Annotated in this window: 26 protein-coding genes; 15 read left to right on the top strand and 11 right to left on the bottom strand. The window is 72.8% G+C overall.

Annotated elements, in window-relative coordinates; all coding sequences use genetic code 11:
• The coding region (locus J2W20_RS18110) for a hypothetical protein (RefSeq protein ID WP_307008397.1) at positions 1-515 on the bottom strand (515 nt) is incomplete at its 3' end.
• Between J2W20_RS18110 and J2W20_RS18105 the strand changes: the two genes are divergently transcribed.
• The 10 genes from J2W20_RS18105 to J2W20_RS18060 all read left to right on the top strand — a co-directional run bounded on the left by J2W20_RS18105 (position 468) and on the right by J2W20_RS18060 (position 10,165).
• Positions 468-1,313 carry a hypothetical protein gene (locus J2W20_RS18105; protein ID WP_307008396.1) on the top strand — a complete coding sequence of 282 codons (846 nt, stop codon included), beginning with the start codon at positions 468-470 and terminating at the stop codon, positions 1,311-1,313. The genes J2W20_RS18110 and J2W20_RS18105 overlap by 48 nt on opposite strands.
• Before the next feature lies 1 nt (position 1,314).
• The gene (locus J2W20_RS18100; protein ID WP_307008395.1) at positions 1,315-2,295 is read left to right on the top strand and encodes an HAD-IIA family hydrolase; all 981 of its coding nucleotides are present in this window, start codon (positions 1,315-1,317) and stop codon (positions 2,293-2,295) included.
• Between the two features lie 50 nt (positions 2,296-2,345).
• Positions 2,346-2,519, top strand: a complete 174-nt coding sequence (locus J2W20_RS18095) for a hypothetical protein (protein ID WP_307008394.1) — start codon at positions 2,346-2,348, stop codon at positions 2,517-2,519.
• Between the two features lie 2 nt (positions 2,520-2,521).
• Positions 2,522-3,364 (top strand): TlyA family RNA methyltransferase, encoded by an 843-nt coding sequence (locus J2W20_RS18090; RefSeq protein ID WP_307008392.1) that lies wholly within the window; start codon positions 2,522-2,524, stop codon positions 3,362-3,364.
• Positions 3,361-4,380 carry an NAD kinase gene (locus tag J2W20_RS18085; RefSeq protein ID WP_307008390.1) on the top strand — a complete coding sequence of 340 codons (1,020 nt, stop codon included), beginning with the start codon at positions 3,361-3,363 and terminating at the stop codon, positions 4,378-4,380. Before J2W20_RS18090 ends, J2W20_RS18085 begins: the two co-directional genes overlap by 4 nt.
• On the top strand, positions 4,377-6,125 hold the full coding sequence (gene recN, locus J2W20_RS18080) for a DNA repair protein RecN (protein WP_307008388.1): 1,749 nt from the start codon (positions 4,377-4,379) through the stop codon (positions 6,123-6,125). Before J2W20_RS18085 ends, recN begins: the two co-directional genes overlap by 4 nt.
• A gap of 61 nt (positions 6,126-6,186) precedes the next feature.
• Entirely contained in the window at positions 6,187-7,956 is a 1,770-nt protein-coding gene (locus J2W20_RS18075) for a CTP synthase (protein ID WP_307008386.1), read from the top strand.
• 4 nt (positions 7,957-7,960) lie between these two features.
• On the top strand, positions 7,961-8,644 hold the full coding sequence (locus tag J2W20_RS18070) for an NUDIX domain-containing protein (RefSeq protein ID WP_307008384.1): 684 nt from the start codon (positions 7,961-7,963) through the stop codon (positions 8,642-8,644).
• Positions 8,645-8,673: 29 nt separating this feature from the next.
• Entirely contained in the window at positions 8,674-9,654 is a 981-nt protein-coding gene (xerD, locus tag J2W20_RS18065; RefSeq protein WP_307008409.1) for a site-specific tyrosine recombinase XerD, read from the top strand.
• Between the two features lie 28 nt (positions 9,655-9,682).
• Positions 9,683-10,165 carry an 8-oxo-dGTP diphosphatase gene (locus J2W20_RS18060; RefSeq protein ID WP_373458051.1) on the top strand — a complete coding sequence of 161 codons (483 nt, stop codon included), beginning with the start codon at positions 9,683-9,685 and terminating at the stop codon, positions 10,163-10,165.
• 39 nt (positions 10,166-10,204) lie between these two features.
• Here the strand turns inward: J2W20_RS18060 and J2W20_RS18055 are convergent, their stop codons facing one another.
• The 4 genes from J2W20_RS18055 to J2W20_RS18040 are packed head-to-tail and all read right to left on the bottom strand — an operon-like array spanning position 10,205 to position 14,488.
• On the bottom strand, positions 10,205-11,356 hold the full coding sequence (locus J2W20_RS18055; protein ID WP_307008380.1) for a bifunctional 2-methylcitrate synthase/citrate synthase: 1,152 nt from the start codon (positions 11,354-11,356) through the stop codon (positions 10,205-10,207).
• A 32-nt stretch (positions 11,357-11,388) separates the two neighbouring features.
• On the bottom strand, positions 11,389-12,306 hold the full coding sequence (prpB, locus tag J2W20_RS18050) for a methylisocitrate lyase (protein ID WP_307008378.1): 918 nt from the start codon (positions 12,304-12,306) through the stop codon (positions 11,389-11,391).
• Positions 12,306-13,826 (bottom strand): MmgE/PrpD family protein, encoded by a 1,521-nt coding sequence (locus J2W20_RS18045; RefSeq protein ID WP_307008375.1) that lies wholly within the window; start codon positions 13,824-13,826, stop codon positions 12,306-12,308. Before J2W20_RS18045 ends, prpB begins: the two co-directional genes overlap by 1 nt.
• Positions 13,827-13,846: 20 nt before the next feature.
• Positions 13,847-14,488, bottom strand: coding sequence for a GntR family transcriptional regulator (locus J2W20_RS18040; RefSeq protein ID WP_307008374.1), 642 nt, complete (start codon positions 14,486-14,488; stop codon positions 13,847-13,849).
• 183 nt (positions 14,489-14,671) lie between these two features.
• Between J2W20_RS18040 and J2W20_RS18035 the strand changes: the two genes are divergently transcribed.
• From J2W20_RS18035 to J2W20_RS18025, 3 genes are read left to right on the top strand one after another with little or no spacing between them, the layout of a single operon-like run.
• Positions 14,672-16,582, top strand: a complete 1,911-nt coding sequence (locus tag J2W20_RS18035; protein ID WP_307008372.1) for a propionyl-CoA synthetase — start codon at positions 14,672-14,674, stop codon at positions 16,580-16,582.
• 33 nt (positions 16,583-16,615) lie between these two features.
• Complete coding sequence (locus tag J2W20_RS18030; RefSeq protein WP_307008370.1) at positions 16,616-17,158, top strand: acyl-CoA thioesterase; 543 nt, start codon at positions 16,616-16,618, stop codon at positions 17,156-17,158.
• Positions 17,159-17,173: 15 nt separating this feature from the next.
• Complete coding sequence (locus tag J2W20_RS18025; RefSeq protein ID WP_307008366.1) at positions 17,174-19,009, top strand: gamma-glutamyltransferase family protein; 1,836 nt, start codon at positions 17,174-17,176, stop codon at positions 19,007-19,009.
• A gap of 14 nt (positions 19,010-19,023) precedes the next feature.
• Here the strand turns inward: J2W20_RS18025 and J2W20_RS18020 are convergent, their stop codons facing one another.
• Both J2W20_RS18020 and J2W20_RS18015 read right to left on the bottom strand, forming a co-directional pair.
• Entirely contained in the window at positions 19,024-20,433 is a 1,410-nt protein-coding gene (locus tag J2W20_RS18020; protein ID WP_307008363.1) for a DUF1731 domain-containing protein, read from the bottom strand.
• 9 nt (positions 20,434-20,442) lie between these two features.
• A complete protein-coding gene (locus J2W20_RS18015; RefSeq protein ID WP_307008362.1) occupies positions 20,443-20,961 on the bottom strand; it encodes a MarR family winged helix-turn-helix transcriptional regulator in 519 nt (172 codons plus the stop codon).
• A 97-nt stretch (positions 20,962-21,058) separates the two neighbouring features.
• Here J2W20_RS18015 and J2W20_RS18010 point away from each other — a divergent pair, with 97 nt between their 5' ends.
• Both J2W20_RS18010 and J2W20_RS18005 read left to right on the top strand, forming a co-directional pair.
• Positions 21,059-21,634 (top strand): NADPH-dependent FMN reductase, encoded by a 576-nt coding sequence (locus J2W20_RS18010; RefSeq protein ID WP_307008360.1) that lies wholly within the window; start codon positions 21,059-21,061, stop codon positions 21,632-21,634.
• 82 nt (positions 21,635-21,716) lie between these two features.
• Complete coding sequence (locus J2W20_RS18005; RefSeq protein ID WP_307008408.1) at positions 21,717-22,562, top strand: NAD-dependent epimerase/dehydratase family protein; 846 nt, start codon at positions 21,717-21,719, stop codon at positions 22,560-22,562.
• Between the two features lie 133 nt (positions 22,563-22,695).
• On the opposite strand, the gene J2W20_RS18000 is transcribed toward J2W20_RS18005, so the two are convergent.
• From J2W20_RS18000 to J2W20_RS17985, 4 genes are all read right to left on the bottom strand, one after another.
• Positions 22,696-22,899, bottom strand: coding sequence for a cold-shock protein (locus tag J2W20_RS18000; RefSeq protein ID WP_066497363.1), 204 nt, complete (start codon positions 22,897-22,899; stop codon positions 22,696-22,698).
• 224 nt (positions 22,900-23,123) lie between these two features.
• The gene (locus J2W20_RS17995; RefSeq protein WP_307008359.1) at positions 23,124-23,327 is read right to left on the bottom strand and encodes a hypothetical protein; all 204 of its coding nucleotides are present in this window, start codon (positions 23,325-23,327) and stop codon (positions 23,124-23,126) included.
• A 75-nt stretch (positions 23,328-23,402) separates the two neighbouring features.
• Complete coding sequence (locus J2W20_RS17990) at positions 23,403-24,128, bottom strand: response regulator (protein ID WP_307008357.1); 726 nt, start codon at positions 24,126-24,128, stop codon at positions 23,403-23,405.
• Entirely contained in the window at positions 24,125-25,774 is a 1,650-nt protein-coding gene (locus J2W20_RS17985) for a sensor histidine kinase (protein ID WP_307008355.1), read from the bottom strand. The genes J2W20_RS17990 and J2W20_RS17985 overlap by 4 nt, the downstream gene beginning before the upstream one ends.
• Positions 25,775-25,870: the final 96 nt, after the last annotated feature.

Genomic DNA, 25,870 nt, shown 5'->3' with positions numbered 1-25,870 from the left:
AGCGTGACGACCGTGGTCCGCGGCAGTTCGACCGCCAGGACCGTGGTGAGCGTCGTCCGTTCCAGCGTGATGACCGTGGTGAGCGTCGTCCGTTCGGTGACCGTCCCCAGCGTGACGACCGTGGTCCGCGGCAGTTCGACCGCCAGGACCGTGGTGAGCGTCGTCCGTTCCAGCGTGATGACCGTGGTGAGCGTCGTCCGTTCCAGCGTGATGACCGTGGTGAGCGTCGTCCGTTCCAGCGCGATGACCGTGCGCCCCGGCGCTTCGACCGCGACGAGCGGCCCGACCGTGAGGAGCGCCCCCGCCCGCACAACGCCGGAGACCTGCGGGTCTCGAACCGCCCCGACCGCGAGCGGTCTCCGGAGATCGACCCGGATGTCACCGGGCGCGAGCTCGACCGCGGCACGATCGGCCAGCTCCGGACCCTCGAGGGCAACAACAGCGACTGGGTCGCCAAGCACCTCGTGATGGCCGGACGCCTGATCGACGATGACCCCGAGGCCGCGTTCCAGCATGCCCTCGCCGCGAGCCGGCGCGGCGGGCGCATCGGCGCCGTCCGCGAGGCCGTCGGCATGACCGCCTATGCTGCGGGCCGCTACGATGACGCGCTCCGCGAGTTCCGCACGTTCCGCCGGATCACGGGCTCAAGCATCCACCTGGCCCACATGGCGGACTGCGAGCGTGGCCTCGGCCGGCCCGAAAAGGCCCTCGAGCTCGCCCACTCGGACGAGCGGAACATGCTCGACAACGCCAACAAGGCCGAGCTCGCCATCGTGGCCTCCGGCGCGCGGTCGGACATGGGCGACCACGCCGGCGCCGTGGCAGAGCTCGAGATCCCGCAGCTCGACATCAACCGGGCGTTCTCCTTCAGCCCGCGCCTCTTCGAGGCGTACGCCGATGCGCTCTCCGCCGCGGGGCGCTCGTCCGAGGCCTCCAAGTGGTACCGCCAGATCGGTGTCGCGGAGAAGGCACTCGGGGTCGGCGAGTACGAGGAGCCCGAGATCGTGGACCTCGGCTGGGACGAGGAGGAGCAGCGACGCGAGGACGAGGAGCGCCGCGCCAAGTCCGCTGCCGCCTCGCCCCGCGGCGACGCCGACGAGGAGCACGAGGGCGCGACGGATGACGGCCACACGCTGTCGGACGAGGACGCGGACGAGGTCAGCGGCGAGGAGACGGGTCTGGCCGAGGACGAGATCGGCATTCACGAGACCGCCGACGAGACCGCCGACGACGCCGAGCCCGCGGCGGACGGCTCCAGCGAGGCCGCTCCCGCAGACGAGCAGGCGCCCGGCAGCGAGGACGACCGGGCGTAGCATGGCGGAGCTCATCGAGGCCTTCGACGCCGTCCTGTCCGATCTCGACGGCGTCGTCTACGCCGGTCCGCACGCCATCCCCGGTGCGGTCGAGGCGCTCCAGGCGCTCGCCCCGCGCGGGGTCCGGCTGGGGTACGTGACGAACAACGCCTCCCGGTCGCCGGCGGAGGTCGCCGCCCACCTGCGCGAGCTCGGCGCCCCCGCCGGGGACGACGACGTGGTGAGCTCGGCCCAGGCGGGCGCGTCGCTGCTCGCGCAGCAGGTGGCCGCCGGGGCCCGGGTGCTTGTCACCGGGAGCGCCGCGCTCGCCCGCGAGGTCGAGCTGCGCGGGCTGACTCCGGTGCGCTCCGCGGAGGAGGACCCCGCCGCCGTGATCCAGGGCTTCAGCCCGGACCTCGGCTGGCGGGACCTGGCCGAGGCGGCCTATGCCGTGGCCGCCGGCGCGGTGTGGATCGCGACCAACACGGACATGTCCATCCCGCAGGCTCGCGGCATGGCGCCCGGCAACGGCACGCTCGTCGCCGCGGTGCGCGCGGCCACCGGCCGCGAGCCGCTGGTCGCCGGCAAGCCGGAGGCGCCCCTGTTCCTCGCGGCGGCGGAGCGGCTCGGTTCGCGCCGCCCCGTCGTGGTGGGCGATCGGCTCGACACCGACATCCTGGGCGGCAACCGCGCCGGCTTCGCGACAGCGGTGGTGCTCACCGGGGTGGACACCGAGCAGTCCATCCTCGGCGCACGCCACGCGGAGCGGCCCACCTATATCCTGCGGACGCTCGATGACCTCTTCCGCCCGTACCCCGAGCCCGTCGCCTCCGGCGGCGTCTGGCACGTCGGCGCCTCGTCAGCGCGCACCAACGGCGAAGTCGTCGAGGTGGCCGGGTCCCGCGAGGACCTGGACGCCTGGCGCGCCGCCTGCGCCGCGTGGTGGTCCGCGCTGCCCGAGGCCGAGGAGAGGACCGCCCCCGAGCTGCGCTGGGCACACTGACGGAGCGGAGCCTGAGACGAGGCGCCGCCGAGTCTCGCTAAGCTGGACGCATGAGCGAGGATCCGCAGACGGCCGCGACGGCCCCGGCGCTGCCCGAGGCCCACGCCGCCCTCGCGGCGCTGGACGCCGCCGCCGCCGGACGCCCGCTCGCCGAGCAGGCCGACGCCTTCGATGCATTCCACGCGGCGCTGTCCGAGATCCTCGACACGGAGCCGGCGGAGTAGCGGTGGCCCGACTCGACCTCGAACTCGTCCACCGTGGGCTGGCGCGATCCCGCACGCACGCCGCGAAGCTGATCGCCAGCGGCGCGGTGCGCGTCGCGGACGCCCCGGCCGCCCGCCCCTCCCAGCCGGTCGACGAGCACGCGGACATCAGCGTCGCCGCGAGCGAGCACGACCGCTATGTGAGCCGGGCAGGGCACAAGCTCGCCGGCGCGCTGGCCGCCTTTCCCCGCATCGGCCCGGCTGGCAGGCGCTGTCTCGACGCGGGCGCCTCGACGGGCGGCTTCACGGATGTGCTGCTGCAGGCCGGTGCGGCCGAGGTCGTGGCCGTGGACGTCGGGCACGGGCAGCTCGTCGACGCGCTCCGCCACGACCCGCGCGTCCGCGTCCACGAGGGCCTCAACGTCCGCGACATGGGCCCCGACCAGATCGGCGGCCCCGCGGCGCTGACCGTCGCCGACCTCTCCTTCATCTCCCTCACCCTCGTGGTCGGGGCCCTCGCCGCGTGCACCGAGGCTGGCGGAGACCTCCTGCTCATGGTCAAGCCGCAGTTCGAGGTGGGCCGGGAGCGGCTGGCCCGGACCGGCGTCGTCAGCTCTGACGGCGAACGACGCCGCGCGGTCACCGCCGTCGCGGAGGCGGCGGCCCGCGAGGGACTGGCCCTGTGCGGCCTCGTCCTCAGCCCGCTGCCCGGCCAGGACGGCAACCGCGAATACTTCCTCTGGCTCGCACGCCCCGGCGACCACGCCGCGGGCTCCGCCGGCCACCCCGCATCGCCAGAGGAGGATCCCGCGCAGTGGGTCGCCGCCCACTGGCCTGCCACCGACCCCCAGGAGGCGCCCGCGTGACCCGCCGTGTTCTGCTCCTTGCCCACCTCGGCCGCGAGGACTCCATGCTCGCCGCCCGCGAGGCCTCGGCCCAGCTGTACGGATCGGGCCTATCCCCGGTGATGCCCGCCGGGCAGCAGGCGCACCTCGAGGCCCGCTTCGACGGCCTCGACCACCCCACCGAGGTCCTCGGGCAGGAGGTCCAGCTCGAGGACGTCGAACTCGTCATGGTGCTCGGCGGCGACGGGACCATCCTGCGCGCGGCCGAGCTCGTCCGCCACGTCGACGTCCCGCTGCTCGGGGTCAACCTCGGACACGTCGGATTCCTCGCGGAGAGCGAGCGGGCCGACCTGGCCCAGACCGTCCAGTGGATCGCCTCCAAGAGCTACTCCGTCGAGGAGCGCATGACCATCGACGTGACCGTGTGGCAGCACGGCACCAAGATCGCCCACACCTGGGCCCTCAACGAGGCGGCGATCGAGAAGGCCAACCGGGAGCGGATGATCGAGGTCGTCACCGAGGTGGACGGCAAGCCGCTCACCTCCTATGGGTGCGACGGGATCGTGCTCGCCACTCCGACCGGCAGCACGGCCTACGCGTTCTCGGCCGGCGGCCCCGTCGTCTGGCCCGAGGTGGAGGCCCTCCTCATCGCGCCGATCAGCGCACACGCCCTCTTCGCCAAGCCCCTCGTCGTCTCCCCGCGCTCCACCCTCGCGGTCGAGATCCTGGGCCGCACCGACGCCGCCGCGGTGCTGTGGTGCGACGGCCGCCGGTCCGTCGACCTGCCGCCGGGCTCCCGCGTCGAGGTGACGAAGTCGCCCCTTCCGGTCCGGCTCGCGAGGATCAGCACGACCCCGTTCTCGGCGCGCCTGGTGCGCAAATTCGAACTGCCCATCCACGGCTGGCGCGGGCCCGCCGCCGGTGCCCCGCTCGCCGAACCCGGGCCGATGGTCCCGGAGGTCCCGCCCGTGGCCTGGGCCCAGCGCGCCGCCGGGGACGTCGACGGCACCGATGCAGCCAGCGAGGAGCACGCATGATCGAGGAACTGAGAATCCGCGACCTGGGTGTCATCACGGACGCGGCCCTGCCGCTCGGCCCGGGCCTGAGCGTCGTGACGGGCGAGACCGGCGCGGGCAAGACGATGGTGGTCACCGCGCTAGGGCTGCTGCTCGGCGGCCGCTCGGACGCCGGCGCCGTGCGCACCGGGGCGAAGTCCGCGGTCGCGGAGGCGACCGTGAAGCTCGAGCCCGGCCACGCCGCCGTCGTGCGCGCCGAGGAGGCGGGTGCGGACGTCGAAGAGCACGACGGCGCCGCCGAGCTCCTGCTGGCCCGCACCGTGGGCTCGGACGGCCGCAGCCGCGCCCACGTCGGCGGGCGTTCCGCGCCCGTGGGCGCCCTGGCCGAGGTCGGCTCCCAGCTCGTGGTCATCCACGGCCAGTCCGAGCAGCTGCGCCTGAAGGGGCCGGCGGCCCAGCGCCGCGCGCTCGACACGTTCGCCGGCGGCCCGCTCGCCGAGAAGCAGTCCGCCTACTCCGTGCTCTACGCCGCGTGGACCGCGGCCCGGCGGGAGCTCGAGGAGCTCAGGTCCTCCTCGCGCGAGCGGATCCGCGAGGCCGAGTCGCTGGGCGCCGCCCTGGCCGAGATCGCGGAGGTGGACCCCCAGCCCGGGGAGGACGCCGCCCTCAAGGCGGAGTCCGAGCGGCTCTCCAACGCGGAGGCGCTGCGCCTGGCCGCGCAGGAGGCCCACGAGGCCATCGTCGCCGAGGACTTCAGCGAGGTGCGCGACGCGACCACCCTCGTGGACGGCGCCCGCCGCGCACTCGAGCATGTCGCCGAGCACGACGCCGCGCTGGGCGCCTCGGCCCAGAGGCTCGCCGAGGTGGGCTACACCCTCGCAGACATCGCCCAGGAGCTCGCCAGCTACGCAGCCTCGCTCGACACCGAGGGGCCGGGACGCCTGGCCGAGGTCGAGGAGCGCAGGGCCGCGCTCGGCGGCCTGACCCGCAAGTACGCACCCACGCTCGAGGAGGTCATCGCGTGGGCCGAGGCAGGCCAGGCCCGCCTCTTCGAGCTCCAGGACGACGACGGGCGCATCGAGTCCCTCACGGCCCAGATCGGCGAGGACGAGGCACGCCTGAAGGAGCTCGCGGGCGAGATGACGGCCCAGCGCCGGGCCGCGGCCGTGGAGCTCGCCGAGCGCGTCAGCGAGGAGCTCACGGCGCTCGCCATGCCGGACGCGGCCCTCAAGGTCGAGGTCGAGGAGACCGGAGAGCTCGGACCCGACGGCTCCGACACCGTGGCGATCCTCCTGCAGCCGCACGCGGGCGCCCCCGCGCGCCCGCTGGGCAAGGGCGCCTCCGGCGGCGAGCTCTCGCGCGTCATGCTGGCCATCGAGGTGGTGCTGGCCGCCGTGGACCCGGTGCCCACGTTCGTCTTCGACGAGGTCGACTCGGGAGTGGGCGGCCGCGCCGCGGTCGAGATCGGGCGCAGGCTCGCCATGCTCGCCCGCCACGTCCAGGTGCTCGTCGTCACGCACCTGCCCCAGGTGGCGGCGTTCGCGGACCGGCACATCACCGTGATCAAGACCTCGGTCGCCTCGGGCCGCTCGGCGGAAGGCGTCGCGGGCGTCACCTCGAGCGACGTGCGGGTCCTGGACGAGTCCGAGCGCGTGGTCGAGCTCGCGCGCATGCTGGCCGGCCAGGAGGACTCCGCGAGCGCCCGCGCGCACGCCCTCGAGCTCCTCGAGGACGCCCAGTCGTCGAGGGCCGCCGCGGCCGGGTGAGGGCCCCGGCCGCAGGACGTGCGGGGACACGCCCGGCGGCGGGAGGCCCGCGCCTGAATCGGTGATAAGCTCGAATTCCGTGGTGCAGCGAACTCATTCCCGTTTCTCAGACTCCGCCAAGACGACCAAGCAGATCTTCGTCACCGGTGGCGTGGCCTCCTCGCTCGGGAAAGGCCTGACGGCGTCCAGCCTCGGCCACCTGCTGCGCGGCCGCGGCCTCTCGGTCACGATGCAGAAGCTCGATCCCTATCTCAATGTGGACCCGGGCACGATGAATCCCTTCCAGCACGGAGAGGTCTTCGTCACCGAGGACGGCGCGGAGACCGACCTCGACATCGGCCACTACGAGCGCTTCCTCGACGAGTCCCTCGACGGCTCGGCCAACGTGACCACCGGCCAGGTCTACTCGACGGTGATCGCCAAGGAGCGCCGCGGCGAGTACCTCGGCGACACCGTCCAGGTCATCCCGCACATCACGGACGAGATCAAGCGGCGCATGCGCCTGCCCTCCGAAGGCGAGAATGCCCCGGACGTGATCATCACCGAGATCGGCGGCACGGTGGGCGACATCGAGTCCCAGCCGTTCCTCGAGGCGGCCCGCCAGGTCCGCCAGGACGTGGGCCGGACGAACGTCTTCTTCGTGCACGTCTCGCTCGTGCCGTACATCGGCCCGTCGCAGGAGCTCAAGACCAAGCCCACCCAGCACTCGGTCGCGGCCCTCCGCTCTATCGGCATCCAGCCGGAGGCCATCGTCATCCGCTCGGACCGCGAGATCCCCGACGCGATGCGGGACAAGATCGGCCGGATGTGCGACGTCGACACGGACGCCGTGATCAGCTGCCCCGACGCCCCGAGCATCTACGACATCCCGAAGGTGCTGCACGCCCAGGGCCTGGACTCGTACATCGTGCGTGCCCTGGACCTGCCGTTCAAGGACGTCGACTGGACCAAGTGGGACCGGCTGCTCGAGGTGGTCCACCACCCCGCGCACCAGGTCGAGATCGCGCTCGTCGGCAAGTACATCGACCTCCCGGACGCCTACCTGTCCGTCACCGAGGCGCTCCGCGCCGGCGGCTTCGCGAACGACGCCAAGGTCAACATCCGCTGGGTCCCCTCGGACGAGTGCCAGACGCCGGCCGGAGCCAGGAAGGCCCTCGCCGGTGTGGATGCGATCCTCGTGCCCGGCGGCTTCGGCATCCGTGGCCTGGAGGGCAAGCTCGGCGCCCTGACGCTCGCCCGCGAGACGGGCCTGCCCACGCTGGGCCTCTGCCTCGGCCTGCAGTGCATGGTCATCGAGTACGCGCGCAACGTCGTGGGCCTCGAGGGCGCCTCGTCGAGCGAGTTCGAGCCCGATTCGAAGTACCCGGTCATCGCGACCATGGCGGAGCAGCTCGACATCGTCGAGGGCAAGGGCGACCTGGGCGGCACGATGCGCCTCGGCCTCTACGACGCGGTCCTCGACGAGGGCTCCGTCGTCGCGGGGACCTACGGCACCACGAAGGTCGCCGAGCGCCACCGCCACCGCTACGAGGTGAACAACGCCTACCGCGAGCAGATCGCCGCCAAGGGCCTCGTCTTCTCCGGCACCTCGCCGGACGGGAAGCTCGTCGAGTTCGTCGAGCTGCCCAAGCACGTGCACCCGTACTACGTGGCCACCCAGGCGCACCCCGAGCTCGGCTCGCGGCCCACGCGCCCGCACCCGCTCTTCGTGGGGCTCGTCAAGGCCGCGCTCGAGCGCCAGGCCGGCCCTGCGGCCCCCAAGGGCCGCGGCCAGGCGGGCACGGCCGACTCGGCCGCGGCCCCCGCGGCCGCTGCGGGCAAGGGCAAGTAGCGCCGTGGGCACGCACGCGCCGGGGGCGCACGGCGATCCGACATCCGGCCACCGCGCCTCGGAAGTCGAGGATGCCCTGAGCCCGCGGCGCGTGCTGTCCTCCGAGACGGTGTACCGCGGGCGCATCTGGGACGTCCGCAGCGACGCCTTCGAGCTGGCAGACGGCGCCGGCACCCTCCAGCGGGACTACATCGACCATCCCGGGGCCGTGGCCATCCTCCCCATGGACGAGGACGGCCGCATCCTGCTGCTGCGCCAGTACCGCCACCCCGTCGGGATGGACCTCTGGGAGATCCCCGCCGGGCTGCTCGACGTCGAGGGCGAGCACGCCCTCGACGCCGCCTCGCGGGAGCTCGCCGAGGAGGCGGACCTGACCGCCTCCGAGTGGCACATCCTCGCCGAGTTCTTCACTTCCCCGGGATCCTCGAGCGAGGCCATCCGGATCTTCCTCGCCCAGGGGCTGACGGAGATCCCGCATGCCGACCGGCACGAGCGCACCGACGAGGAGGCGGAGATCGAGTTCGTCTGGGTAGAGCTCGACGACGCCGTGCAGGCCGTGCTCTCCGGCCGGCTCCACAACCCCAGCGCCGTCGTGGCGGTGCTGGCCGCGGACGCCGCACGCCGCAGCGGCTACGCCTCGCTGCGGCCCGGCGACAGCCCCTGGCCGGCCCACCCGGCCCAGCGCTGAGCGGCGCCGTGCAGGCACCCGAACCCACGCTGGCCGCAGCGCCCGCCCCCGCCGCCCCGGCGGCGCCGGACGTCCCCCCGGCGCTGGCCCGCGCCGTCGAGGACTACCTCCGTCACCTCGCCGTCGAGCGTGGCCTGGCAGCGAACACCCTGGCCGCCTACCGCCGGGACCTCGCCCGGTACGGCGCCTACCTCGCCGGGCAGGGCGTCGCCGCGCCGCGCGGCGTCGGGCGGGGCCACGTCGGGTCCTTCGCCCAGGCGCTGCGCGACGGGGCCGACGGCGGCAGCCCGCTGACCGCGCGCTCCGCGGCGAGGACCGTGGTCGCCGTCCGCGGCCTGCACCGCTTCTGGGCGCTCGAGGGCACCACCCCGGACGACCCCGCGGCGGACGTCCACCCGCCGCTCGCCGGGCAGCGGCTGCCCAAGGCCATCACCGTGCACGAGGTCACCCGGATCCTCGAGGCTGCCTCGGCCGACACGCCCCCCGGGCTGCGCGACCGGGCCCTGCTCGAGTTCCTCTACGCCACCGGGGCGCGCATCAGCGAGGCCGTGGGACTCGATGTGGACGACCTGCGGCTCGAGGCGGGCGACGGCGGTCCCGCCGTGGTCCGGCTCTTCGGCAAGGGCTCCAAGGAGCGCCTCGTGCCCATCGGCTCCTACGCGGCCCGTGCGCTCGACGCGTACATCGTCCGCGGCCGTCCGGCCCTCGTGGCGAAGGGACGCGGCACTCCCGCCCTCTTCCTCAACGCCCGCGGCGGCCGACTGAGCCGGCAGAGCGCCTGGACCATCCTCAAGGATGTCGCCGAGAAGGCCCGGATCGACCGCGACGTCTCGCCGCACACCCTGCGCCACTCGTTCGCCACCCATCTCCTCGAGGGCGGCGCGGACGTCCGTGTGGTCCAGGAGCTGCTCGGGCATGCCTCGGTGACGACCACGCAGGTGTACACGCTGGTCACTGCGGACACCCTGCGCGAGGTCTACGCGGCCGCCCACCCGAGGGCCCGCGGATGAGCGCCGGCGCCCCGGCGCGAGGGGCGCCCTGATGGGCGCGCCGGTGGCGCTGTGCTTCCTCCTGCGCGAGACCGCGGCGGGCCGGGAGGTCCTGCTCGGCCGCAAGAAGCGCGGCTTCGGCCAGGGCAAGATCGTCGGCCTCGGCGGCCACGTCGAACCGGGAGAGACCCCCGCGGAGGCGGCCGTGCGCGAGCTCGAGGAGGAGGCCGGCGTCGTACTCGACCTCGCCGTGCTGGTGCCCGCCGGCACCGTCGACTTCCGCTTCCCCGCCCGGCCCGCATGGGACATGGAGTGCACCATGTTCACTGCGGCCGTCTGGGACGGGGAGATCGGCGAGAGCGAGGAGATCGAGCCCTCGTGGTACCCAGTCGAGGACCTGCCGGTCGAGGGGATGTGGCAGGACGCCGACCACTGGCTGCCCCTGGTCCTGGCCGGCACCGTCGCGGACTTCTACGTGGAAATGGCCGAGGACAACGAGACGGTGTTCCGTTTCGCTGTCCTCGGCCGGTGATCCTCGGAGGCCCCCGCGAGGGCGCTCCGCCGGGGCTGATCAGTCCAGGTGGCGCTCGTCCGGGCCGTTGTAGGCCGAGAGCGGGCGGATGAGCGAGTTGCTCTCGAGCTGCTCCATCACGTGGGCGGTCCAGCCGACGATCCGGCTGGCCACGAACAGCGGCGTGAAGGTGGGGATGTCGAAGCCCATGAGGTGGTACGCCGGGCCCGTCGGGTAGTCCAGGTTCGGCTTGATGCCCTTGGCCTCGTCCATCGACTGCTCGAGGCCGTCGTACAGGCCCAGGACCTCGGGCCGGCCGTAGAAGGCGATGAGGTCGTCGAGGGCGGCCTTCATGGTGGGTACCCGGGAGTCGCCGTGCTTGTAGACGCGGTGGCCGAACCCCATGACCTTCTTCTTGGCGGCGAGGGCCTCGTCCATCCAGGCCTTGGCCCGGACCTTGGCCTGCTCGTGCGTCTCGTCCGTGCGGATGCCGATCTCCTCGAACGTCTCCATCACGGCCTCGTTCGCGCCGCCGTGGAGCGGGCCCTTGAGGGCGCCGATCGCGGCCGTCACGGCCGAGTGGAGGTCCGAGAGGGTCGAGGTGACGACCCGCGCGGTGAAGGTCGAGGCGTTGAACGAGTGCTCGGCGTAGAGGATCATCGAGACCTCGAAGGCCCGCACCACCTCGGGGGCGGCCTCCTCGCCGAAGGCCATCCACAGGAAGTTCGCGGAGTAGCCGAGGTCGTCCCGCGGTTCGACCACGTCCTGCCCGCGCCGACGGCGCTGGTCGTAGGCCACGACCGCCGGCATCGCGGCGAACAGGTCGAGGGCCTTGGCCAGGTTCGCCTCGCGGGAGGAGTCGCCTGCCTTGGGGTGCCGCGCGCCCTGCACGCTGGCCGCGGTCCGGCACACGTCCATCGGGTGGCACGTGGCAGGGAGCTCGTCGATGAGCCGCTTCAGGAGCGGGTCGAGGGCCCGGCCGGAGCGCTCGCGCGCCTCGAACTCCGCCAGCTGCTCGGGGGTGGGCAGCTCGCCGTGCCACAGCAGGTAGGCGACCTCCTCGAAGCTGCAGCGGGCGGCGAGCTCCTGCACCGGGTAGCCCCGGTAGAGGAGCGAGTTGGTCTCAGGACTCACCTTCGAGATGGCGGTGTAGTCCACCACCACGCCGGCAAGGCCCTTCTTGATCTCTTCGGTGTTGGGCACCTGTGTCATCGCAGGACTCCTTCGTCAATGGCCCCGTGGCCTCAGTATCGGCCGGGAACCTGAAAGTTGAAAACGCCGGTGTCGAAACGGTTGTACGCCTCGTAGTCAACCAGCTCGTAGAGGCGGGAGCGAGTCAGCATGTTCGCCACCTGGGCCTCCTGGGTGCCGTCCGCCCGGATGCTCTCCAGCGTACGTTCCGCGGCGCCCATGGCCATGCGCAGCAGGGTCACCGGGTAGATTACGAGGTTGATCCCCACACCGGCGAGCTCCTCGGCGGTGAACAGGCGGCTCTTGCCGAACTCGGTCATGTTGGCCAGCACCGGAACGTCCACAGCATCGCGGATGGCCTTGAACTCCTCGAGGCTGGCCATGGCCTCGGGGAAGATCGCGTCCGCCCCCGCCTCGACGAGGGCCTTCGCGCGCTCGACGGCGGCCTCCAGGCCCGCCGCCCCCTCGCCGGTGGCACGGACGTCGGTGCGGGCCATGATGAGGAAGTTGGGGTCGCGGCGGGCGTCGGCGGCGGCCCTGACGCGCTGGAGCGCCGTGTCGAGGTCCACGACCGCCTTGCCGTCGAGGTGGCCGCAGCGCTTCGGGTTGACCTGGTCCTCGATGTGCATCCCGGCCAGGCCGGCATTCTCGAGCTCCTGGACGGTGCGGGCCACGTTCATCGCCTCGCCGAACCCGGTGTCGGCGTCGACGATGGCGGGCAGGTCGGTCATCCGCGCGATCTGCCCGGCGCGGGTGGCGACCTCCGTGAGGGTGGTGAGCCCGATGTCCGGCAGACCGAGGTCGTTGGCCAGGACCGCGCCGGAGATGTAGACCCCAGGGAAGCCCTTCTCCTCGATGAGCCGCGCGGAGAGCGGGCTGAAGGCGCCCGGGAACTGCTGCAGGGTGCCCGAGCCGAGGATCTCGCGCAGCGTGGCGCGCTTCTGCTCGGGGGTGGTCGTCGAGTACAGCATCAGAAGAGTCCCTTCGGGGCGGAGGCGAGGTCGATCACGCCCTCCTTGGCGACGATGTTGAGCGCGTCCAGCTCTCCGGCGCCGAGCTCGGGCAGCCGCTGCACGGCGCCGAGGAAGCGCTCGATCTCCTCCTGGGCCACCGACTCGGCCGCCAGGGTCCTGAACTTCGCGATGTACTGCTCGCGGCCGAACGGGCGCGCGCCGAGCGGATGGGCGTCCGCCACGGCGATCTCGTCCTCGATCACGGTCCCGTCGGCGAGCGTGATGACCACGGAGCCGCCGAACGCCTTCTCGGCGATGTCGAGGGAGTGGTAGCGGCGCGTCCACTCCGCGTCCTCCTCCGTGGTGACCTTGTGCCACAGCGCCACCGTGTCGGCCCGGCCGGCGCGCTCGGGGGAGTAGGAGTCGACGTGGTGCCATGTGCCGTCCTGGAGGGCCACGGCGAAGATGTAGGGAATCGAGTGGTCGAGGGTCTCGCGCGAGGCCGTCGGGTCGTACTTCTGCGGGTCGTTCGCGCCGGAGCCGATCACGTAGTGGGTGTGGTGGCTGGTCCTGATGAGGATGCTGGCCACGTTCTGCGGGTCTGTCGCCTCGGGATGCTCGCGGTGGAGCTTGCGGGCCAGGTCGATCCAGGCCTGGGCCTGGTACTCGGCGGAGTGCTCCTTGGTGTAGGTGTCGAGGATCGCGCGCTTCGCCTCGCCGGGCGCGGGCAGCGGGACCTCGTAGGCCGCGTCGGGCCCGTCGAGCATCCACGCGATGACCCCGTCCTCGCCCTCGTAGATCGGCACGGGGGAGGTCTGGCCCCGCATGGCGCGGTCCACGGCCTCGACGGCCATCTTGCCGGCGAACGCCGGGGCGTGGGCCTTCCAGGTCGAGATCTCGCCCTTGCGGGACTGCCGGGTCGCCGTGGTGGTATGCAGCGCCTGGCCCACGGCCTGGAAGATCGTCTCGATGTCGAGGCCGAGCAGGGTGCCGATCCCTGCGGCCGCGGACGGGCCCAGGTGGGCGACGTGGTCGATCTTGTGCTTGTGCAGGCTGATCGCCTTCACGAGGTCCACCTGGATCTCGTAGCCGGTGGCGATGCCGCGGATGAGGTCCCGGCCGGTGGAGCCGACATGCTGCGCCACCGCGAGGATCGGCGGGATGTTGTCGCCGGGGTGGGAGTACTCGGCGGCGAGGAACGTGTCGTGGTAGTCGAGTTCGCGCACGGCCACGCCGTTGGCCCACGCGGCCCACTCGGGGGAGACCCGGTCGGTGACCCCGTACAGGAGGGAGCCCTTCCCCCCGGACGACGGCGTGTGGGCCAGCGCCTGCGCCCGCGCCGCGATGATGGGCCCCCGGTTGAGCGAGGCGATCGCGACCGAGGCGTTGTCGATGATCCGGTTGATGATCATCTCCGCGACCTCGTCGGAGACCTCCACGGGGTCGGCGGCGACCGCGGCGATCTTGTGCGCGAGCTGGTCCTCGCGGGGGAGGTTCTCCTCGCTCTTGTAGACGCGGACCTTGTGCATCTCGACCATGGCTGACCTTTCGGTGGGGCTTAGGGAAGCGGGTGGGTGTTCTTGATGTGGTGCAGGCTGTTGCTGAGGTGGACGGCGGTGGCCGCGGCCGCGAGGTGGGCATTGCCGTCCGCGATTGCCCCGGCGATGGCGGCGTGCTCCGAGGCCGCCTGCCTCAGGCGGGCCGCGTCATCCTTGGCCAGCCGCCGCACCCTGGTCAGGTGGACGCGCAGGCCGTCGAGCGACTGGGCAAGGTAGGAGTTGGCGATCGACTCGTTGATCGCCGCATCGAGCTCGGCGGCGAGGGCGTAGTACTGCTGGCGCTGCGGATCCTCGTCGTGCAGGAGGGCTGGAGCCGCCGCGAACCGGTCGCGCAGCCCGGCGAACCGCTCAGGGTCACCGCGCAGCGCCGCGAGCGCGGCCGCCTTCGCCTCGAGCGCCTCCCGCAGCTCGAACAGCTCGTCGATGTGGGCCAGGGAGATGTCGCTGACCACCACGCCGCGGCCCCGCTGGGCCGAGGCGAGGCCCTCCGCGGTGAGGCGTGCCAGGGCCTCGCGCAGCGGGGTGCGCGAGACCCCGAGGCGTTCCGACTGCTCGACCTCGCCGAGCACCGTCCCGGGAGGCAGCCGCCATTCCACGATGTCCTCGCGCAGTGAGGCGTAGGCACGGTCGCTGGCTTTCACGGTTCTCCTCTCCGGCCTCCGCATGGTGTCCGCCCATCGGCGCTTATGTATACATTCGCAGGACGATCCGAGGAAATCAAGGCCAGCAGCACGTTTCGGCCTGCTCAATGTATACAGAACCCTTGTCGTCCGCGGACCGCTGCCCTACGCTGGCCTCATCACGAGGAAGTGAGGAGCGCTGCCATGACCCAGGCAACAGGAATGCAGGGGACGGGACCGTATGCCGAGGCGTACCGCCGGAGCCTGGCGGACCGCGAGGCCTTCTGGCTCGATGCCGCCCGGGCCGTCGACTGGGTGGAGGAGCCCACGGCAGCTCTGGACGGCTCAGAGCCCCCGCTCTACCGGTGGTTCCCGGGCGGAACCCTCAACACGGCCTACAACGCCCTGGACCGCCACGTCGAGGCCGGCCGCGGGGACGCCGCAGCCCTGGTCTACGACTCGGCAGTGACCGGGACCAAGGCCACGTTCACCTATGCACAGCTCACAGACCTCGTGGCCCGGTTCGCGGGCGCCCTGGCCGCCCGCGGCGTCGGGACCGGGGACCGTGTCGTCATCTACATGCCGATGATTCCGGAGGCCGTCGTCGCCATGCTGGCGTGCGCGCGGCTCGGAGCGGTCCATTCGGTGGTGTTCGGCGGATTCGCCCCGCGGGAGCTCGCCGCGAGGATCAGGGACGCGCGGCCCGCACTCGTCGTGACGGCCAGCGGCGGCATCGAGCCGAACCGCCGTGTCGAATACCTGCCGGCGGTCGCGGAGGCCCTCGAGATCGCGGAGGTGCCGCAGGTCCCCGTCCTCGTCAAGGTCCGCCCCGGGTTCGCGCACCAGCTCGCGGACTACCCCGGCTGGGAGGACTGCGACGCCGCCCTCCGGGCCGCCCGGCCCGCGGAGTGCGTGCCGGTCGCGGCCTCCCACCCCCTCTACGTGCTCTACACCTCCGGGACCACCGGGACCCCCAAGGGGGTGCAGCGGGACAACGGCGGCCACGCCGTCGCGCTCGCCTGGACCCTGAAGAACCTCTACGGCGTGGGGCCGGGGGAGGTCATGTGGACGGCCTCGGACGTGGGCTGGGTCGTGGGCCACTCCTACATCGTCTACGGACCGCTCCTGGCCGGGGCCACGACGGTGCTGTACGAGGGCAAGCCGGTAGGCACGCCGGACGCCGGGGCGTTCTGGCGCGTGGCGGCGGAGCACCGGGTCAAGGTCCTCTTCACGGCGCCCACCGCCCTGCGGGCCATCCGCCGGGCGGATCCCGAGGCCGCGCTTCTCGCGGGCTATGACCTCTCCACGCTCGAGCGCCTCTACGCCGCCGGCGAGCGCCTCGACCCCGAGACCTACCGCTGGGCGGGGGAGAAGCTCGGGGTCCCGGTGATCGACCACTGGTGGCAGACCGAGACCGGATGGGCCATCTGCGGCAGCCCGCGCGGGCTCGAGGAGCTCCCGCTCAAGGCGGGGTCGCCGTCGGTGCCGATGCCCGGCTACGACCTCGACATCCTGGACGGGGCCGGGGAGCCCGTCGAGGCGGGCGAGGAGGGCAACATCGTCCTGCGCCTGCCGCTGCCGCCCGGAACCCTCACCACCCTCTGGCACAACGACGAGCGCTACATCTCCTCCTATCTGAGCGCCTTCCCCGGCTGCTACGCCACGGGCGACTCCGGCTACCGCGACGCGGACGGGTACGTGTTCGTCATGGGCCGCACCGACGACATCATCAATGTCGCCGGCCACCGTCTCTCCACGGGAGCCATCGAGGCGGTGCTCGCGGGCCACCCGGCGGTCGCGGAGTGCGCCGTGATCGGCCTCAGGGACAGCCTCAAGGGCCAGCGCGCCGTGGGCTACGTGGTGCTCAAGGCCGGGGCAGAGGTGTCGGAGGAGGCCCTCGCCGCCGAGCTCGTGGCGCTCGTGCGCTCGCAGATCGGCGCCGTGGCCGACTTCAAGCAGGCCCTCGTCGTCGACGCCCTGCCGAAGACCCGCTCGGGGAAGATCCTGCGCAAGACCATGCGGCAGATCGCCGACGGCGAGGAGTACACGGTGCCCTCCACCATCGAGGACCCGGAGGTGATCGAGCGCCTCGTCCCCGTCCTCCGCGCCGGCTGACCAGCACGGGTTACCGACCGGTAACATGGCGGCATGCACCTGCTCCTGCGCACCCTGCTGCTCCTGGTCACCTCGCGCCGACGGCCCCCGCTGAGCCTGTGGGGGACCTCGTCGCTGAAGCTGCGCGTCCTCCCCACGGACATCGACATCGCCCTGCACGTCAACAACGGCATGTACTTCTCGCTCATGGACCTCGGCAGGTTCGACCTCATGGTGCGCGCCGGGGTCTGGGACCGCATGCGCGCCCGCGGCTGGAACCCGGTGGTGAACCTGGAGACGATCACGTTCCGCAGGTCGCTGACCCTCTGGCAGGCCTACACCATCGAGACCAGGATCATCGGGTTCGACGAGAGGGCCATCTTCTTCGAGCAGCGGATGGTGGCAGGCGGGGAGATCTACGCCCGCGCGTACCTCGCCACGCGCCTCGTCTCGAGGTCCGGGCCGGTGGGCAACGAGGAGATCTTCGCCGAGATCGGCCGACCGCCCGCCGACCTCGTGCTGCCCGAGTTCCTCCACCGCTGGCGCGAGGAGAATGCCCTGCCGAGCACGCGCCGCCCCGCCCCGCACCTCTGGTAGGGCTAGCGTGGGGTGATGGACTTCACGACGCGGCCGGAGCTTGCCGGCACCTTCGGCATGGTCTCGGCCACCCACTGGATCGGCGCGCAGGCAGGCATGGCGATGCTCGAGCGAGGAGGCAACGCGTTCGACGCCGCCGCTGCCGCCGGCTTCGCGCTCCAGGCCGCGGAGCCGCAGCAGAACGGCCCGGGCGGCGACATGACCCTCATCTTCGCGGAGCCGGGGCAGGCGCCGCGCGTCCTGAGCGCCCAGGGCCCCGCCCCCGCCGGGGCGACGCCCGAGGCGTTCCGGGCGCTCGGCCTCGGACATGTGCCCGGCACGGGGCTCCTGGCGGCGGCCATCCCGGGATCGACCCTGGGCTGGCTCACCCTCCTGGCCGACCACGGCACCCTGGCCCTCGCGGAGGTCCTCGCGCCGGCGCTGGCGGTGGTCGAGGACGGCCTCCCCGTCGCGGCGCGCCTCGCCGCCGTCCTGGAGCGCATGGCGCACCACTTCCGCAGCCACTGGCCCTCCTCCGCGGCCGTGTACGCCCCCGACGGGAAGCCCGTCGCGGCCGACAGCCTGCTGCGCAATCCCGCGCTCGCCCGCACCTGGCGCCGGCTCCTCGACGCCGAGTCCCGCGCGGGCGCCGGCGGCGCAGGCCGCGCGGAGGCGATCGGCGCCGCCGTCCATGAGTGGACGGACGGCTTCGTCGCGGAGGCGATCGACGCGTTCTGCCGCGCGCCGCAGCGGGACTCGAGCGGCGACGCGCACGCGGGGCTCATCACCGCGGCGGACCTCGCCGCCTGGCGTCCCCACTACGAGCCGACGGTCTCCCTCGACTTCCGCGGCTGGACCGTCCACAAGTGCGGGTTCTTCAGCCAGGGCCCCGCCTTCCTGCAGCAGCTCGCGATCCTGGACGCGGTCCCCGGCTTCGGCGAGGGAGCCCTCGCCCCGGGCACCGAGGGCTACCTCCACACCGTGCTCGAGGCGACCAAGCTCGCGCTCGCGGACCGGGACGCATGGTACGGCGACGGGCCCGGCGTGCCGGCCGCGGAGCTGCTCTCGCCCGGGTACGCGGCCCAGCGGGCGGCGCTCATCGGCAGGACGGCCTCACTCGAGCTGCTCCCCGGCTCGCCGGACGGCAGGGCGCCCCGCCTGCCCGACCTCGTGGTGCGGGGCGGCTTCGACGCGGCCGGGGTGAACGGGCTGGGGGAGCCCAACGCCGTGCGGGCGCTGCAGGAGGCTTCCTCGGGCAGCCTGCCGGCGGCGGACGGGAGGGCCAGGACGGAGACCGTCCATGTCGATGTGGTCGACCGCTGGGGGAACATGGTGTCGGCGACCCCGAGCGGCGGCTGGCTCTCGAGCTCGCCCGTCATCCCCGAGCTGGGGTTCCCGCTCGGCACCCGCCTCCAGATGGCCTGGCTCGAGGAGGGCCTGCCCAACACCCTCGCGCCCGGGCGCAGGCCGCGCACCACGCTCTCGCCCTCCCTGGCCCTGCGCGGCGGGGAGGCCGTGCTCGCCTTCGGGTCGCCCGGCGGCGACCAGCAGGACCAGTGGCAGCCGCACTTCTTCCTCGACGTGGCCCTGCGGGGAGCCGGGCTCCAGGAGGCGATCGACGCGCCGGGGTTCCACTCCGTCCACTCGCCCTCGAGCTTCTACCCGCACGAGCACCAGCCCGGCGTGGCACTGCTCGAGGGGCGTTTCGGGGCGGACGTCGTGGAGGGCCTGCGGCGGCGGGGCCACCGGGTCGGTGTGGCCGGGGACTGGGAGATCGGGCGCCTGTGCGCGGTGGCCCGGGACCCCGCCACGGGAGTGCTGCGCGCCGGGGCGAACCCGCGGGGGATGGCCGGGTACGCCGTCGGGCGCTGACCCCGGGCGTCGGGCTAGGCGGACATCTCGCGGAAGGCCGCCGCGAGCTGGGGGTAGCGGAAGTCGAACCCGGCGTCTTTGAGCACACCGGGCACGGCCCGGACGCTGTCGAGGGCGAGGTCGGGGTTGGTGCGCAGCACGCCGGCGGCCGCGCGCAGCAGCCCTGCCGGGGCCGGGATGCCGACGGGGACGCCAACGAACTCCCGGATGTGCGCCATGAGCTCGCGGTTCTGCACGGGCTGCGGCGAGGTCGCGTTGACCACGCCGTCGGGGAGCTCCACCGGCGCCTCGCCCGCCGAGGGGGGCACGCCCAGGCCCGCACGGGCGATCCGCAGCCAGTCGGCCGCGTGAATCCAGCTGAACCACTGCTCGCCCGTGCCGAGGTGGCCGCCGGCCCCGAGCCGCGCTGGACCGGTGAGCCGGGACAGCACCGCGGCGTCGCGGTCCAGCACCACGGCCGTGCGCAGCACCGTCGCCCGGGCGGCGGCGGACGGATCGAACGCGGCCTCCCAGTCGCGCACCACGGCCGCGAGGCCGGGGGCGTCGGACGGGGGAGCGGCCCGCTCGTCCATCGGTTCCTGCGAGTCGCCGTAGATGCCGACGGCGCTCTGCTGCACCCAGCGCTCCACCGGCCGAGGCCAGGTCCGGCTGGCCTCGACGAGGGCCCGCGTGGGCGCGACCCGGCTGTCGCGGAGCAGCGCGAGGTTCGCCTCGGTGCCCGGCCGGTCGAGGCTCACGCCGCTGAGGTTGACAAGGGCCAGCCTCCCGGCAGCGCCCAGCTCGGCGCTCCAGGGACCCTGGCTGCGCCCGTCCCAGAGGATCTGCCGGAAGGGCCCCGGCTGGCGGGACCGGGTGAGGAGGGCCACCTCGTGCCCCGAGCAGAGGAGGTCCGCCGCGAGCAGTGTGCCGAGGTATCCGGTGCCGCCGGCGAGGACGGTGAGTGGGGGCCGCGCCGCGTCGTCGGCGGTGTCGTCCGTGTCGCCGGCGGGGGCCGCGAGCCGGTACAGGCGCGCACACTGCTCCGCGAAGCCGCGCACGAGGGGCTCGCCCGCCGTGAGGCCGAACTGCTGCGCGAGCGGGCCGTCGACCACGACGCGCTGGGTGAAGAGCGTTCCGCCGTCCCGCTCCTGCAGCGACCACTCGATCTCCTGGCCGCCCCCGGGCTGGGGCTGGCGGAGCACGAGCCGGCGGCCCGGATCGACCTGGGTGACGGTGAACCCGGGAGCGGTGCGCCGGTGCAGGGCCCCGAAGACCCGCTGGGCGGGTGCATAGTGGCCCCTGGTGCCCTCCGCGAGCGCCGAATCCAGCCCGGCCTCACCGACCGCGGGGTTCCATTCGGGCCACCGCCGCACCTCGGAGAGCACCTCCCAGAGGGGGCCGGCGGGGAGTCGGAACCACTGGGACGCCGTGCGATGCCAGGTCATCCGTGCAGTCTACTGGCCGCCGTCCCCGGACGCGGCGGATCCCACGGGCCCGCCCTCGGCCGCCGCGATGGCCTCCGCGATCCGGTGGCATGCCTGCCCGAGCACGTCCTGCTGGTCGGGCGTGAGCGGGTCGAAGACAACGCGCCGGACGAACTCGACGTGGCCGGGCGCCGCCTCGGTGATCGCGGCCCTCCCGGCCTCGGTGAGGGTCACGTCCTGACCGCGGGCGTCGTCCGCGGAGCAGCTGCGGTGGACGAGCCCCTTGGCCTCCATGCGCCGCAGGATGTGGGAGAGGCGGCTGCGCTCCCAGCCGAGCTCCTGCGCAGCGGTCCCGGAGCGCAGCACGCCGTCGGGGCACTCCGAGAGCGTCGCGAGCACCGAGTACTCGGGTCCGGACAGCCGCGAGTCCCTCGTGAGCTGCCTGTCGATGGCGGGGGTGAGGCCCCACACGAGCCGGCGCAGCGCCAGCCAGACGTCCTTCTCGCGTTCGTCGAGCCAGTGCGGCCCGGCCGTGGTGTGGGTGCTCACAGCGTCTCCTCAGGTCCCCAGATGTTTGACACATCAATTATGCCCATGCTGTAGTTGAACCATCAAGTTTTGATTGATGCGTCAACAAGGAGAGCATATGAGCAAGATCGCCGTCATCACCGGCAGCACGCGTCCGGGCCGCAACAACCTCCAGGTCGCCGAGTGGGTGCTCGCACGCGCCCAGGAGCGCCAGCCCGAGGTCGAGTTCGAGCTCGTGGACATCGCCGACTTCAACCTCCCGCTCCTCAACGAGGCCGTCCCCGCGGGCTACCAGCAGTACAGCAACGAGGCCACCAAGGAATTCTCTGCCCGCATCGACGAGTTCGACGGCTTCATCTTCGTCACGCCCGAGTACAACCACTCGGTGGCCCCGGCCCTGGCCAACGCGCTCTCCTACCTCAACGCGGAGTGGGCCAACAAGGCCGCGGGGATCGTCTCCTACGGCTCGGCGTTCGGCGTCCGCGCCGTCGAGCACCTGCGCGGGATCCTCTCCGAACTCCAGATCGCCCACGTGCAGAAGACCGGCATGTTCTCGCTCTTCGGCGACTTCGAGAACTTCTCGGCCTTCGCTCCGACCGAGATGCAGGCCGCCTCGGTCGATCCGATGCTGGACCAGCTCGTGACCTGGACCAAGGCCCTCGAGTCCGTCCGTGCCGGGGCCGCCGCGCTCTGACGCGCGCAGGGGTGGCGGCCGCGGCCCAACCGGACAAGGATGGTCGGCAGTGGCCACACGGGCCGCACGGGAAGGGGAGTTCATGGAGATCGTGCTCACCGGAGGAAGCGGGAAGCTCGGGCGGGTGGTCCTGACGCACCTGCGCGAGGCGGGCCACCGCGTGTGGAGCCTCGATGTGGCGGGGGAGCGGGACCCCGGCTTCATCCGCACCGACCTCACCGACTACGGCCAGGTGGTGGACGCCTTCCTCGGTGTCGACGACCGCCACGCCGGGATCGACGCCGTCGTGCACCTCGGCGCGATCCCGGCACCCGGGCTCGTCCCGGACGCCGCGACGTTCCGCAACAACATGCTGGCCACATACAACGTGTTCCAGTCGGCGAGGCGGGCGGGCGTGAAGCGGATCGCCTACGCCTCGAGCGAGACCGTGCTCGGGCTGCCCTTCGACACACCGCCGCCCTACATCCCGGTCGACGAGGAGTACGCGGCCCGGCCCGAGAGCACCTACTCGCTCGTGAAGCACCTCGAGGAGCAGATGGCGATCCAGCTGTGCCGCTGGGACCCTGAGCTGAGCATCAGTGCCTTCAGGTTCTCCAACGTCATGGTGCCCGAGGACTATGCCGCGTTCCCCTCGTTCGACGCCGACCCGCTGCAGCGCAAGTGGAACCTGTGGGGCTACATCGACGCCCGCGACGGCGCGCAGGCCGTCGAGCGCGCCCTCCAGTCTGCCCATCCGGGCTTCGAGGCGTACATCATCGCCGCGGCGGACACGGTCATGTCGCGCAGCTCCGCCTCGCTGGCCGCCGAGGTCTTCCCCGGCGTCCAGGTGCGGGAGGGCCTGGGCGAGCACGAGACCCTGCTCGGGATCGACAAGGCCCGCAGGCTGCTCGGGTACGACCCGCGCCACTCCTGGCGAGACCACGTCTAGGAGGATCCGGCTCCCGGCCGGGCCGCCCCCGGGCCGGGTCTGGGTCCCGAGACGCCGAGAGGGCCGGCAGCGAATCGCTGCCGGCCCTCTCGGGCTCACTGCTCACAGGCGCCCCGTGCGGGGCGTCCTCGAATCAGAGCGGGCGGACCTTGGCGGCCTGGAGGCCCTTGGGGCCCTGCTGGGTCTCGAACTCGACCTTCTGGCCCTCGAGGAGCTCGCGGTAGCCGTTCGATTCGATGGCGCTGAAGTGAACGAACACATCAGCGGAGTTGTCGTCGGGGGCGATGAAGCCGAAGCCCTTTTCGCTGTTGAACCACTTGACGGTGCCGGTTGTCATGACTGCCCTTCGGGGTCGGTGCAGGTCCCGACGGTCGGGACCTGATATGCAGCGGTGTTCGTAAAACCGCTAGCACGCACCGCCCTGGCCATCCGGTGGAGGCAGGAGCCGTACAGGCACAACGTGAAACACAACGACTACAGGTACAACGGTACAGGAGCGGGGCCGCCGGTGCGAGCGCCACGCAGGACCTATTTCTGCGCGGCCGTTCCCGGCCGGGGCTGTCAGTCGATGCCGAGCTCGACGTCGGGGTTCTCTTCCTCCTCGGAGTCGAGCTCGATCATCCGGCGCGGATCGTGGAGCGGGTCGAGCTCGTCCATGGTCTCCGGATTGTCGCTCGACCCCTCCGGGGCCTGGCTGTCGCGGCCGTCGAGGGGCTCGGTGAGGTCATCGTCCTCGGTGTTGCCGAAATCGAGGCTGTGGGTCATCGTGCGTCCTCTCGCTGTTCCTGCATCAAATCTAGGCTGCTTGCGCCGCTCGCGACAGGGCCTCCGCGGCGGCCCTCAGCCGATCCAGCGGTACTCGTTCTCGGGACGCCCCGGCGCGCCGTACCGGGCCGAGCGCGTGACCTCCTTCGTCTCGGCGAGGTGCTCGAGGTACCTCCGGGCCGTCACCCGCGAGACGCCGACGGCCTCGGTCACCTCCGAGGCGGACACGGGCGCGCCCTTGGCCCGGAGTACGTCGCGGATCGCCTCGAGCGTCCCCGCCGAGAGGCCCTTGGGCAGGGGCGTGGCGACCGGCGCGCGGAGCACCGCGAGCGCCTCGTCCACGGCAGCCTGGGACGCCGGGCCCGCGCCGTCCGCGAGGGCCTCCCGGTAGGCGCGGTAGTGCTCGAGCCGCTCGGCGAACGCGGCAAAGGTGAACGGCTTGATGAGGTACTGCACCACGCCGACCGAGATCGCCCGGCGCACCACCGGGAGCTCGCGCACCGCCGTGATCGCGATGATGTCCACCGGATGGCCCGCCGCCCGCATGCGCCGCCCGACGTCCAGCCCGTGCAGGTCGGGCAGGTTCATGTCCAGCAGGACGAGGTCCACCGGCTCCCCGGCCGCCGCCAGCTCGCCGGCCAGGCGCAGGGCCGACGCGCCGTCGTGCGCCGTCCCGGCGTGGACGAATCCCGGGACCCGGCCGAGGTACGCGGCGTGCGCGGCAGCGGCGATGGGCTCGTCCTCGACCACGAGCACCCGGATCCCGGGGGCAGCGCCGCCTCGGGGCCTCGCGGCGCTCACGGCGCGGCCTCCTTCCGCGGGATCTCGACCGTGAACACGGCCCCGGCCCCGCCCGTGATGGACAGGGTGCCGCCGAGGCGCTCGACGGACCGCTTCACGAGGGCGAGGCCGAGCCCGCGGCCGTGGCCCGCATGGGGCTTGGTCGAGTATCCGTAGCGCAGGATCTTCTCCGCCTCGCCGCCGGGGACGCCGGGCCCCGAGTCGGCGACCTCGATCACGAGTGAGGTCCCGTGCTCGGCGATCTCGAGCGAGACCCAGCGCGGGGCGTCCGCCGCAGCGGCGGCGTCGATGGCGTTGTCGACGAGGTTGCCGACGATGGTCACGAGGTCGGCCGCCGCGAGCCCCGCCCCGGCCAGGGACGCAGTGGCCTCCGCATCGAACCGGACCCCCCGCTCGTTGGCCTGGGCCGCCTTGCCCATGATGAGGGCGGCGAGGACCGGCTCGTCGATCGAGACGACGAGCTCGTCGGCCAGCGACTGGCTCAGCCGCAGGTCGTCGGTCGCGAAGGCCAGGGCCCGGTCCGTCTGCCCGAGCTCGAGGAGCGAGACGATGGTGTGCAGCCGGTTGGCGTGCTCGTGGGTCTGGCTCCTGAGCGCGTCGGACAGCGTGCGCATCGTCTCGAGCTCGTTGCCGAGGGCCTCGATCTCCGTCTGGTCCCGCAGCGTCGCCACCGAACCGAGGACGCGGCTGCGCCGGCCCTCCTGCGACACCGCGGGCTCCTGGTTCACCACGAGGACGCGCTCGTCGGTCACATGGATCTCGTCGCGCGCCGTCCGTCCGCTCGCGAGCAGCTCGCGCAGGCTCCCCGGGACGCCGAGCCGGCTGAGGGCGGGCGGCGCGGGGAGGGAGCGGCGGCGCCCGCGCGAGGCGGGGGGGCCGGCGTCGTCCGCGTCCGGCGCCTCCGGCAGGCCGAGGAGCCTGGAAGCCTGGTCGTTGCGGATCACCACGCGCCCCTTGGCGTCCACGAGGAGGACCCCCTCCCGCACCGAGTGCAGCACCGACTCGTAGTAGGCGAAGAGCTGGCCGAGCTGCTCGGGCCCGTAGCCGCGCGTGACCCGCTTGAGGTACCGCCCCACGCCGAGCGAGCCGAGGGAGCCGAGGGCGAGCACGGCGGCGGCGATCGCCAGGAGCGCGGGCAGCCGGCCGGCGACGGCGACCTCGATGGCGCTCACCGTGACGCCCGCGGCGACCATGCCGATGACCTTCCCGCCGTCCCTGATCGGCACGATGGTGCGCACGGAGGGTCCCAGGGTCCCCTCGACCTCCTCGGTGAACGGGCGCCCGGCGAGCGCCTGGTCGATGCTGCCGATGTACTTGCCGCCGATCTGGGTGGGGTCGGGGTGCGTCCACCGGGTCCGGTCCGGGGCCATGATCGTGATGAAGTCCAGGCCCGCGTCGGCCATCACCTCCATCGCGTACGGCTGGAGGGCGGTGGTGGGGCTGACGGCGGCGGCGCGCCGGGCCGCGTCCACCACGAACGGGCTGTCCGCGAGGGCCGAGGCCACGGCGAGGGTGCGGCGCCCGGCCTGCTCATGCGTCTGGTCCCGGGCATCGACGTACATCGCCGTCCCCATGAACCCCGTGAGCACGATGACGGCGAGCACGAGGGTCCAGAGCATCCGGGCTGCGAGACTCAGCGGGCGCATCGGCTCTCCTCCTCCCAGTGACCAATATGACCGCAACGGTGAGGTCTGTCACAGCGTCATCCACAGTGGAGTGTGAACCGGCCCACCCGGGCCAGA

Source organism: Sinomonas atrocyanea, assembly GCF_030812675.1.
Classification (GTDB): domain Bacteria; phylum Actinomycetota; class Actinomycetes; order Actinomycetales; family Micrococcaceae; genus Sinomonas; species Sinomonas atrocyanea_B.
The sequence above is the reverse complement of the archived record's forward strand: the minus strand, read 5'-3'. Positions and strand labels throughout refer to the sequence as shown.

Excerpts from the sequence above, each read along its gene's own strand:
- J2W20_RS18105 (WP_307008396.1), top strand. The coding sequence starts at position 468 with ATGGCCGGACGCCTGATCGACGATGACCCCGAGGCCGCGTTCCAGCAT.
- J2W20_RS18100 (WP_307008395.1), top strand. The coding sequence starts at position 1,315 with ATGGCGGAGCTCATCGAGGCCTTCGACGCCGTCCTGTCCGATCTCGAC.
- J2W20_RS18095 (WP_307008394.1), top strand. The coding sequence starts at position 2,346 with ATGAGCGAGGATCCGCAGACGGCCGCGACGGCCCCGGCGCTGCCCGAG.
- recN (WP_307008388.1), top strand. The coding sequence starts at position 4,377 with ATGATCGAGGAACTGAGAATCCGCGACCTGGGTGTCATCACGGACGCG.
- J2W20_RS18055 (WP_307008380.1), bottom strand. The coding sequence starts at position 11,356 with ATGACACAGGTGCCCAACACCGAAGAGATCAAGAAGGGCCTTGCCGGC.
- prpB (WP_307008378.1), bottom strand. The coding sequence starts at position 12,306 with ATGCTGTACTCGACGACCACCCCCGAGCAGAAGCGCGCCACGCTGCGC.
- J2W20_RS18045 (WP_307008375.1), bottom strand. The coding sequence starts at position 13,826 with ATGGTCGAGATGCACAAGGTCCGCGTCTACAAGAGCGAGGAGAACCTC.
- J2W20_RS18035 (WP_307008372.1), top strand. The coding sequence starts at position 14,672 with ATGACCCAGGCAACAGGAATGCAGGGGACGGGACCGTATGCCGAGGCG.
- J2W20_RS18030 (WP_307008370.1), top strand. The coding sequence starts at position 16,616 with ATGCACCTGCTCCTGCGCACCCTGCTGCTCCTGGTCACCTCGCGCCGA.
- J2W20_RS18025 (WP_307008366.1), top strand. The coding sequence starts at position 17,174 with ATGGACTTCACGACGCGGCCGGAGCTTGCCGGCACCTTCGGCATGGTC.
- J2W20_RS18020 (WP_307008363.1), bottom strand. The coding sequence starts at position 20,433 with ATGACCTGGCATCGCACGGCGTCCCAGTGGTTCCGACTCCCCGCCGGC.
- J2W20_RS18010 (WP_307008360.1), top strand. The coding sequence starts at position 21,059 with ATGAGCAAGATCGCCGTCATCACCGGCAGCACGCGTCCGGGCCGCAAC.
- J2W20_RS18005 (WP_307008408.1), top strand. The coding sequence starts at position 21,717 with ATGGAGATCGTGCTCACCGGAGGAAGCGGGAAGCTCGGGCGGGTGGTC.
- J2W20_RS18000 (WP_066497363.1), bottom strand. The coding sequence starts at position 22,899 with ATGACAACCGGCACCGTCAAGTGGTTCAACAGCGAAAAGGGCTTCGGC.
- J2W20_RS17995 (WP_307008359.1), bottom strand. The coding sequence starts at position 23,327 with ATGACCCACAGCCTCGATTTCGGCAACACCGAGGACGATGACCTCACC.
- J2W20_RS17985 (WP_307008355.1), bottom strand. The coding sequence starts at position 25,774 with ATGCGCCCGCTGAGTCTCGCAGCCCGGATGCTCTGGACCCTCGTGCTC.